The following is an 8,049-nucleotide window of genomic DNA, read 5'->3' on the forward strand; positions in this document are numbered from 1 at the left end:
GGTTTTCCTTTCCTATCAGAAACCAGCAGCGCTATTCGGTATGCTGTTGTGCAACATGTAGGGCGGAGGCGTTGGCGCCGGCGGGCGCGGCCCTCGCACCTCACAATGGAAGTGGGTTTGATGTTCTGAGGGATTATTTTGCCAGTCCAAAACGAGGTCAAAATGACGTTTGAGCAGTTGCTCCACCTTTAACAGCTTCTGCTTCACAATTGGGTTATCGTGATCTTTAACCCAAATTGTTGTCCCATTCGCAAAGACAAAGCCGGCGATATCTATCGCCTGACCATAGGCATGAGCCGAGAGATGTTTTAGATCGTTTCGGATGGTACGGTCGTTATAGACTCCCAGATGATGGATGCCCACCAACCCCAGCGTTTTATGGGCGGTGAGGAGGAAGGAGGCCAGGTGTTGTTTCAGGCACGGTGCAACGAAGGGGATAGGGGCCGGGTCTTGTGGGTTCACGAAGCTGTAGAAGGCTACGCCTAGCCAGTGTGGTGGAATCGAATCGGTGGCGCCTCTATCGTAGGCATCGCGGTAAGGGCGCACGAGATGGTCTAGCGGCGTTTGGGCAGCCTGCTGGAGCTGAGAGGGCGGATAGCGGTCTCCAAAGAAGGCGCCGAGGCGGCCGAGCGCGATCTCTTGCCAATGCGCCAACTTATCGAGGGGGATATACTGCACCTCACCGGCGGCGGCCAGCTGAGGGTCGGGTTTGGGAGGATGGGGTACAACCCCGGCAAGAAGGGCGCTTTGGGCCAGCGTTAGTTTGTCGGGTGTGGTATAGAAATAGCCCCATGCGGCTTGTGCGATGCCATGATAGCCCAGTCCATAGTCAATGGTGTTAAGGTAGAGTTCCAGAACTCTTTGTTTTGGCAGCATTCGGTTCATGAGAAGAGCGATAATTATCTCCTCGAATTTGCGCGTTAGGGTTTTATGCGGCGTGAGAAATAGGTTGCGGGCGAGTTGTTGGGTGATGGTGCTGCCGCCGAGCTTAATCTCGCCGGCACGGATATCTATGCGCATAGCGCGATCGGTGGCATCCCAATCCACTCCAGAGTTATGGTAGAACGAGCCATCCTCCATGGCGATGGTGGCGTCTTGCATGGCTTGAGAGATGTGGTTAAGCGGCACGTACACACCGTAGCCTGGCGGCTTTCCATGCCCTTTATAGGGCAGAATGAGGCGATAGGCATGATAGAGAAAGGCGGTAAGCCATGCCATACATAGGCCGCTTAGCAGGGCTGTAAAAAGCAGCCACTTGCGCCGTCGCGCACGGATTTTTGCAAGCGTTTCGGCGGAGGGCGCAGGTTTCGGGGAGTGTATGAAGCCGGGCAGGGCTAGAGCGAGGGCTAGCGGCCAAGTGCCGAGGGCCGCATCGGCGGTAAGGAAGGCAGGCCGGATGCCATTCACAGCGAGCAGGGCTAACAGAGTGGCCGAGGCGCCGGCAGCCAGCCGCGATTCGTGCGGATGCGCTTGTGGCCGAGGAAAGAGCGTTAGGTACAGAGCCAGCAGGCCGGCTACCGTCAGTAGGAGGGTGAGACTGAGAGTGGCAAAAGGCCCTTGTTCTGCGAGATAGGTGTTGGCGAAGGAAGCGGTTGTATTGGTGCCGAGGCCGCTGCCAAAGGGATCGGCGTGCAAGAGCTTCAAGGGCGGATGCGGCAGCACGGTTCGCCAGACCAGCGTAGCAAAACCGGCCATAGAGCAACAAAGCAAAGCCACGCGAAGCCCAATTGGCGCTTTTTGAAACAGAAGAAAGAGGACGGTAAGGGTTGAGGCGAGCAACAGGAGGAGGCGTTCGGGGAAGGGAAGTCTGCAGAGCAGGATGGCCATCCCTCCGACGAGAAGAAACGGCCAAGCGAACTTCCGTGCATTGGCATCCCACAAGCCGGTGGTGGCAAGGGCTGTGGGCAAGGTAGCCCAAAGCCCCAAACTAGGCCCGCTGTGAAGAAAGAGGCCGATTACGGTAAAAACGTTGAGAAATACCAACAGGCTTATCCAAACTTTGCGGAGGTCGTGCACGGTGAGGAGCAGAGTGAGACCGGCGAATGCGGCCAACGTGAGGTACCCAGCCAGGCGGTAGGGGTAACTATCGGCGGTGGAGAGGAACCAGTCTTTAACAACGCTTTCCGTCCAGAGCAAGTAGAGCAGAGGCAGTATCATCGTACGCAACAAATTCAGCATGACAGATGTTGCCTCCGGCAAGTTTGCCGACAGCTTAGAATAGGTCGAGGCGCGTGTAGCAAACATGCGTGTCAGAATCCTTCATCCCTTGCGGTCATCATGCCCTTTTCTCTTGCGCCCATGCTTCTGCATCTCGGACGTATGGAAAGCGCTCTATTTAGTCCATAGTTCTTGCTCACCTACCTTAGGACTTAACGGTAGGTAATAGGCTCTCACACAGGTGTTTGAGTTCTCATTCTTGCTACTATTGTACTAACTAATATAACACCTCGACAGGGCAAAAATGTTACATCAATTTTTGCGCCTAAGGTTGCGTTGTGAGGGAGGATAGGAAGTAGTCTCCCGATTGTGCTTGGCATTCTCCCCCCCCGCACCCTCCGAGCATGAGACTTTTGAGTGCGGTCTGATTCGATGGCAGGTGCGGTCTCCTCAATAACCAATGCCTTGCGAAGCTTCGCTTTGGCGCGTAATAACTGCATGCTCACCGTGTTGGGAGCCATTCCCAAATCAGTGCTGATCTGCTTAATTGAATCTTGCTCATAGTAGCGTCGAAGTACGATGAGGCGTTGGATTGGTGTGAGGCATAATAGAGCTTGTTCTATCATGTATCTTAGCTCTACGCGATGGAATTCGGGTTCTAGAACAGGCTCCTGATCAGAACACGCCCTTTGAGGCAAGCAAGTATAGTTGAGAAGATGGCGGCGATAGTTGCAGGCGAAGTTGTGAGCAGCACGATAGAGGTAAGGCAGATTATCGTACCGCTCTTCAGATAGCTTGGACCAAACGTGGGCAGCGAACTCAAGGGCACAATCCTCGCGATGAGTGGAAGGAACTCCAACACGACGTGCCTCAGTAAATCCGATTTTAATTAACTGCTCGTATAGTATGGTTTTAGCATCATGTACCATGGAAGCCTTGCGAGCGAGATCAGGCTGTAACGGTTTATCATTTTTCATTACTTCCCTTCCTTCCTGAAGTCAAGAGTCCGAATCAGACTCTTCGGCACTACGTCAAGGAGGCATTTTTGATTGAAAAAGAAAAACTACGCTGACGATAACTCCCACTTTAGAATAACACAGAAACCGCTCGGAAAGTCACCAAGAAGAGCATTTTTACTTAGAAGAATTTGGCTAATTGAACTTATGCTACTTGGATCGGTGACGTTGGCGAGCCTGCCTCCATAATAAAACGCCTCCTAAAACAATCAACCCCACGGCAACTGCTAGAAAACCGATCGGAACAACATGATTAGACTCCTGATCTATGGGTGGAGACGTTTTCTGAGCATGGGCGAGGATCTCATCTAGGGAACTAGATTGATTTCCGTGAGTAAAGCGTGCTTGTTTAGGAGGGTCGGTGCGATAGTCCATGATATCTATAAAGCTAAAAGGGTCGTCAGATAGTTTGGGCAGCCAATTTTTAGGATTAAACTGCCGTGCATCCAGAGCATGCGGGGAAGCTTTAATTAAAGTAAAGTCCGTTACGCTGTCTACATCCACATGGGGATGGACAAATGAGTAGAGAGCCGGACTCTGCCAGGTTGTCCATTTGCATACGGATGCCAGGCGAGCATCATTCAAAGTGATGAAATTGGAGTACTCCCACCGATCGGAAGGGACACCTGCTTCAACAAAATTGGTGGTACGTTTAAGAAAAATGCGATTATTGGTAATCTCCCCTTCTATCTGGGCCGGGATGTAGTCAATTTTATTTTCGGAAAGTTTCACCCTTAGCACGGCTGTTTTAACGTTCGCGTATACTGCTGTTCCAGCAGTATGAACGTTTGTTACAGGCCCCTGAAAGAGGGGTACATAGGGATAGTCCGCAGCGGCTAGTGGGAAAAAACTCATTGCATAAAATGCAAATTGGGGATATATCTGTAATACATTATAGGCATTCGATTCGGCATGCAAATCCAATACATAGGTTTCCTTGCCATTGTAGAGCACATGAGTTGTCTCTTTTGTAGCCAAATTGGTATCTATGTAGAGAAGATGCCCGTTGCGGTCTGCAGAGAGAGTAACCTTATAGACTATCGGTTGTGATGATGGTGTTTGACTTGCAATTGCTTCCAGCATTTTGTTCGCTTCCTGTTGTGACATGATGCCTCGACGAACCTCATCTTCATATTGTTGTTTTTTATAGTTCAACAGAAGCGCCTGTTGGGTTTGGGGGTTTACTTTTTGAGTAGATACCGACCAGACGAGTGTGAATGGGGGTACTAAAGCGTCTTTCCATCTCACACTGTTGGGTATCTGTGCAGAAGCTCGGATGGACGTACCGATAAGGGCAATCGAGAACACTCCCAGTATTATAAAACGCGTGTGTCGGATCATTTTCTCCTCCAGATGATGAATAAAAGTAAAAGAAGATATCCAAGTAGGAGGTCGCAACTCTCAACTTGGATGTCTCTATCATGGATCCTAGGTTACCTCTTTAGTTTAATGTGTAGGTGAGGGGACAGGATCAACTTTAACTTTGCATGGCAGCTTCGACTGTACGGCATTCTGCCCCGTTTGGGTCTTGGTTCCACTCGGTATGCACCCATTATCGCACCCAGGTCCTTTAGGCTGATAAATGGTGAGAGTGACCGATTGTTGTGCAAGGGCACAAGCATTTGGATTTCCAAAACCACTACAAACTTCGTCCTGCCATCGATCATCTGTGCAAGAGGGAAGTCCTAGAAAGTTGATATAGCACTGTTCCTGGCAATTCCCTTCCCTGGTACCGCGATTCACATTATATAACACCTGAGATGATCAAAATCTCACACATTGATATATCGCTAATTCGGGTTTAACTATACCCTGATTGTTGTGTCATGATGAACCTGTTTAGAGGAGCGTATCCAGTGATATTCACGCATGACATAAGTACTCAATGTCATGTGCTTTCAGTCTCACCGCCTTGCAACGACAGCAGAAGAGTCGCTCCGAGTAGTGCAGAGGCGACGGTAAAGCCATTTGCTATCAAGGGCGCCTCGAGCTGAGCGTTGATCAAGACACCTAGCCACACGGCGGCCAGGCCGGATTTCAGGGGATGCTGTACTGCCTTCAGTATGCGACTGAAGCCGTAGATGAAGAGACCGAGTAGCAGAATTCCGGCTATGCCCATTTGTGCCAGCCAATCCAACTCCATATTGAAAGACTGGGAGGCGACGGTATGTATCCCCGGATCGCCCCCAACCGGCGCCCAGAGATGAAGCATTCCCAGTCCCACGCCGGTGAGGGGGTGCTGGAGAAATTGGTGCCAAGCGGCGCGCATTAGAAACTGTCGGCCCTGCCACGAGCCTTCGGAGGAGGTTAAGTTGGCCTGTCCATGTGTCCGAAGATAGCTTGTAAAGAACACCAGACCTAGAAGCCCACAGGCCGCAACAATCGCATACGCCCGTTTGGGATATTTCGCAGCGATAACCCACAGGATTGCGATGGCGGTGGCAAGAGTGCCCCATCGGTACAAAGTAAGCAGATCGGTAAGGAAGAGGAGCGCGGTGCTTAGCGTCCAAAGCCAAGTTTCCCATCGTTTTGAGGCGTGAAGTGCTAAGGCGAGCGCGATGGGCGTGCAGAGCAGCATCACGGTGTGAAGGGCACCGGGATCGTCGAACGTCCCCGAGCTTCGGATAACGGTGCCGGAGAGAAAATGCTCCCGACCCGAAATACGTAGGGCAATGGCGAGAGCGGCCTGCACCGTTCCAAGCCCGGCGATCAGACGAAAGAGGGTTTGGGGCGAGCCACACAGCTTGGCACAAAAGAGACCAATCGTCATCGCGCTTATTGCCAACGTGCACAGCACGAGTGGCAGCCCCTGCTCCGTGGTGAGGAGCGCGGTGAGGCAGTAGGCCATTAAAAGGGTGCCGGTTGCTCCCCAAAGATACCATCCATCCCGATGCTTTGAGGCGGGGAGGTACCAGAGCCATGTCAGCGTGGCGGCAGTGATTAGTAGTATAAGAGAAAACGGATCGTGGAAGCCCCATCGTAGCGGTTGAAACCGGTATTGGAGGGTTAACTTTTCGATGGGAGTGTGGCCCAGCACATCATCGCACAAAAGCCAAGCGGCAAGGGCGATGGCAAAAGAACGAAGAGGCCACCGTCGTCGGAGAGAGGGACGTTGTGTCGTGTTTGGCTCATCGGATAGAGCAGAATGCCGAAAGCCCCAAAACGCCAGCAGGCAGAGGGCAACCCACACAACCATGCCGCTGACTACAGTGTGTGTATAGGAGCGGTACAAAGACGAGAGTTTGTGTTGTGCTGCAGACCACTGCTGAGCGAAGGAGCCGTTTTCCGGGTAGAAAACGAACTCGGTGGAGGGGTCGGTATGCAAATCCATTACCGTCATTCCCGGTTGCAGCAGTTTCTTAAACGTGAGCGAGCAGCCGGATGGTACGGTCGGCAGGGCTTGAAGGAGCCGATAACGCCGTTGTATCAGAGGAGTCGGATGCTTATCTGGGCCGGTACGGAAAATGGTGAGAACGACCAGTGAGGCCAACCATGCATGTTGGAAGGGGATCGGCTTTTGATAGTCCCACTGCTGAAGGGTGTTATCGGACCCGAAAAGAGTGCATTGGGCGAGGAAAGGTTTCTTTTTAAGAAAAACACCCTCTTCCACACCGCGCAGCGCAAGAGGAGGGGCAAAGCGCGCATTTTCGTTGCAAACGTCTACCAGAACGGCTCGTTGCCAGTGGGCGGATGGGGGCGAGGCCGTCACACCCACTGCATCGGCTGCACGGAGATAGGGAAGGGGGATTCCGGGGAGAGGATAGGTGGTGTTTGGGGAGGAGGCCAGGCCTGGGGTGATCTGTAACTGGTTTGGGTAGAAAACAAAGCTCTGTTTGCCATCGTAGGCGAGGGTGATGGTTATGGTGCCGTCATCGGAGCGGTACCATAGATAACGCCCGTCGTAGGCAATGGTGAGCACAGAGTGGGGGTGATTTCCTTCGGGAGGCTTGCCATGAAGTGGGGTCGCTTGGCAGAGATACTTCAGCAGGAAAGGGCTTGGTCTGCTCGGCAGCACTTGAGCATAACCCCTCTGCAGCGGTGCCAGCAAACAGCCACCACATAGGAACCGTGCCCACCAACGAACGCTACCCATTGGTTACCTCGTGCGTTTAAGAAGCAGAATAGCCCAGCTCGGCCAGCACACGCTTTGCCTTCGCCCTCACCTTCGCGTTAGGGTTTTTGAGGAGGGGAAGGAGATAGGGAATGGCCCGATGGTCTTTCAATTTTTCCATCAGGTCGAGGGCGGCGTTCGCCTCCATGTAGAGATCATCCTTCCCCATATCGTTGCTGGCTAAAGAAGGGAGCGTGGCATGGAAGATGGTCTCCTCTTGCTTCGGGGTGATCTGCTTAAGGCTTGAGAAGAGAGCAAGGATGGGCAGATGAGCGAGGGGAGGAGCTTGGGAAGGGGCTTTCATGAGCGCGGCGGCCCAGGCGATCTCCTGGTCAGAGAGACGTCCTTGTGTGTTCGCCTTATCTTGCAGTTGGGCCAGTCGAAGGTAGTCATTTTTGCTCATAATGTCCAATTTGGCGAAGTTTTCGGCATCATGTTCGCGAGTGACAGGGTTATCGGATGGGCTACCAGTATTGATAGGTACGCCCGTATGCTCGGTCTCCGCATGGCTTCCATGATTTCGCAAAGCAAAATAGACGATGAAGGCAATGCCACAGAGCGCTGCTACAATCAGGGCGATTTCTCTTCGTTTCATGGTGTTAGTTGACCTCACTCTCGACTAAAATCAGGATACCGCATGGTAAAAACATTATGTACACCACGTTGATAGTGACAGGTGTAACATTCCAGAGTCTGTAGGGAATACTGCATGACAGGTTGTTTTACTGGCTTTCTCTCGTCAAACAGCTCACGAATAGCAGAGAA

The 8,049-nt window shown here is 52.2% G+C and carries 5 protein-coding genes; all 5 read right to left on the minus strand.

The genetic code is table 11. The features are described from left to right. Positions 1–15 precede the first annotated feature (15 nt). On the minus strand, positions 16–2,244 hold the full coding sequence (locus VKV18_RS07060) for a transglycosylase domain-containing protein (RefSeq protein ID WP_324203507.1): 2,229 nt from the start codon (positions 2,242–2,244) through the stop codon (positions 16–18). 146 nt (positions 2,245–2,390) lie between these two features. Next, positions 2,391–3,134: a sigma-70 family RNA polymerase sigma factor gene (locus tag VKV18_RS07065; protein ID WP_324203508.1), complete on the minus strand. Its 744-nt coding sequence runs from the start codon at positions 3,132–3,134 to the stop codon at positions 2,391–2,393. Positions 3,135–3,323: 189 nt separating this feature from the next. Beyond that, positions 3,324–4,514, minus strand: coding sequence for a hypothetical protein (locus VKV18_RS07070; protein WP_324203509.1), 1,191 nt, complete (start codon positions 4,512–4,514; stop codon positions 3,324–3,326). Between the two features lie 547 nt (positions 4,515–5,061). Then, on the minus strand, positions 5,062–7,266 hold the full coding sequence (locus VKV18_RS07075; RefSeq protein WP_324203510.1) for an O-antigen ligase family protein: 2,205 nt from the start codon (positions 7,264–7,266) through the stop codon (positions 5,062–5,064). Positions 7,267–7,282: 16 nt separating this feature from the next. Beyond that, the gene (locus VKV18_RS07080; protein WP_324203511.1) at positions 7,283–7,879 is read right to left on the minus strand and encodes a hypothetical protein; all 597 of its coding nucleotides are present in this window, start codon (positions 7,877–7,879) and stop codon (positions 7,283–7,285) included. Positions 7,880–8,049: the final 170 nt, after the last annotated feature.

This window comes from Chthonomonas sp., assembly GCF_035294505.1.
Taxonomy (GTDB): Bacteria; Armatimonadota; Chthonomonadetes; order Chthonomonadales; family Chthonomonadaceae; genus Chthonomonas.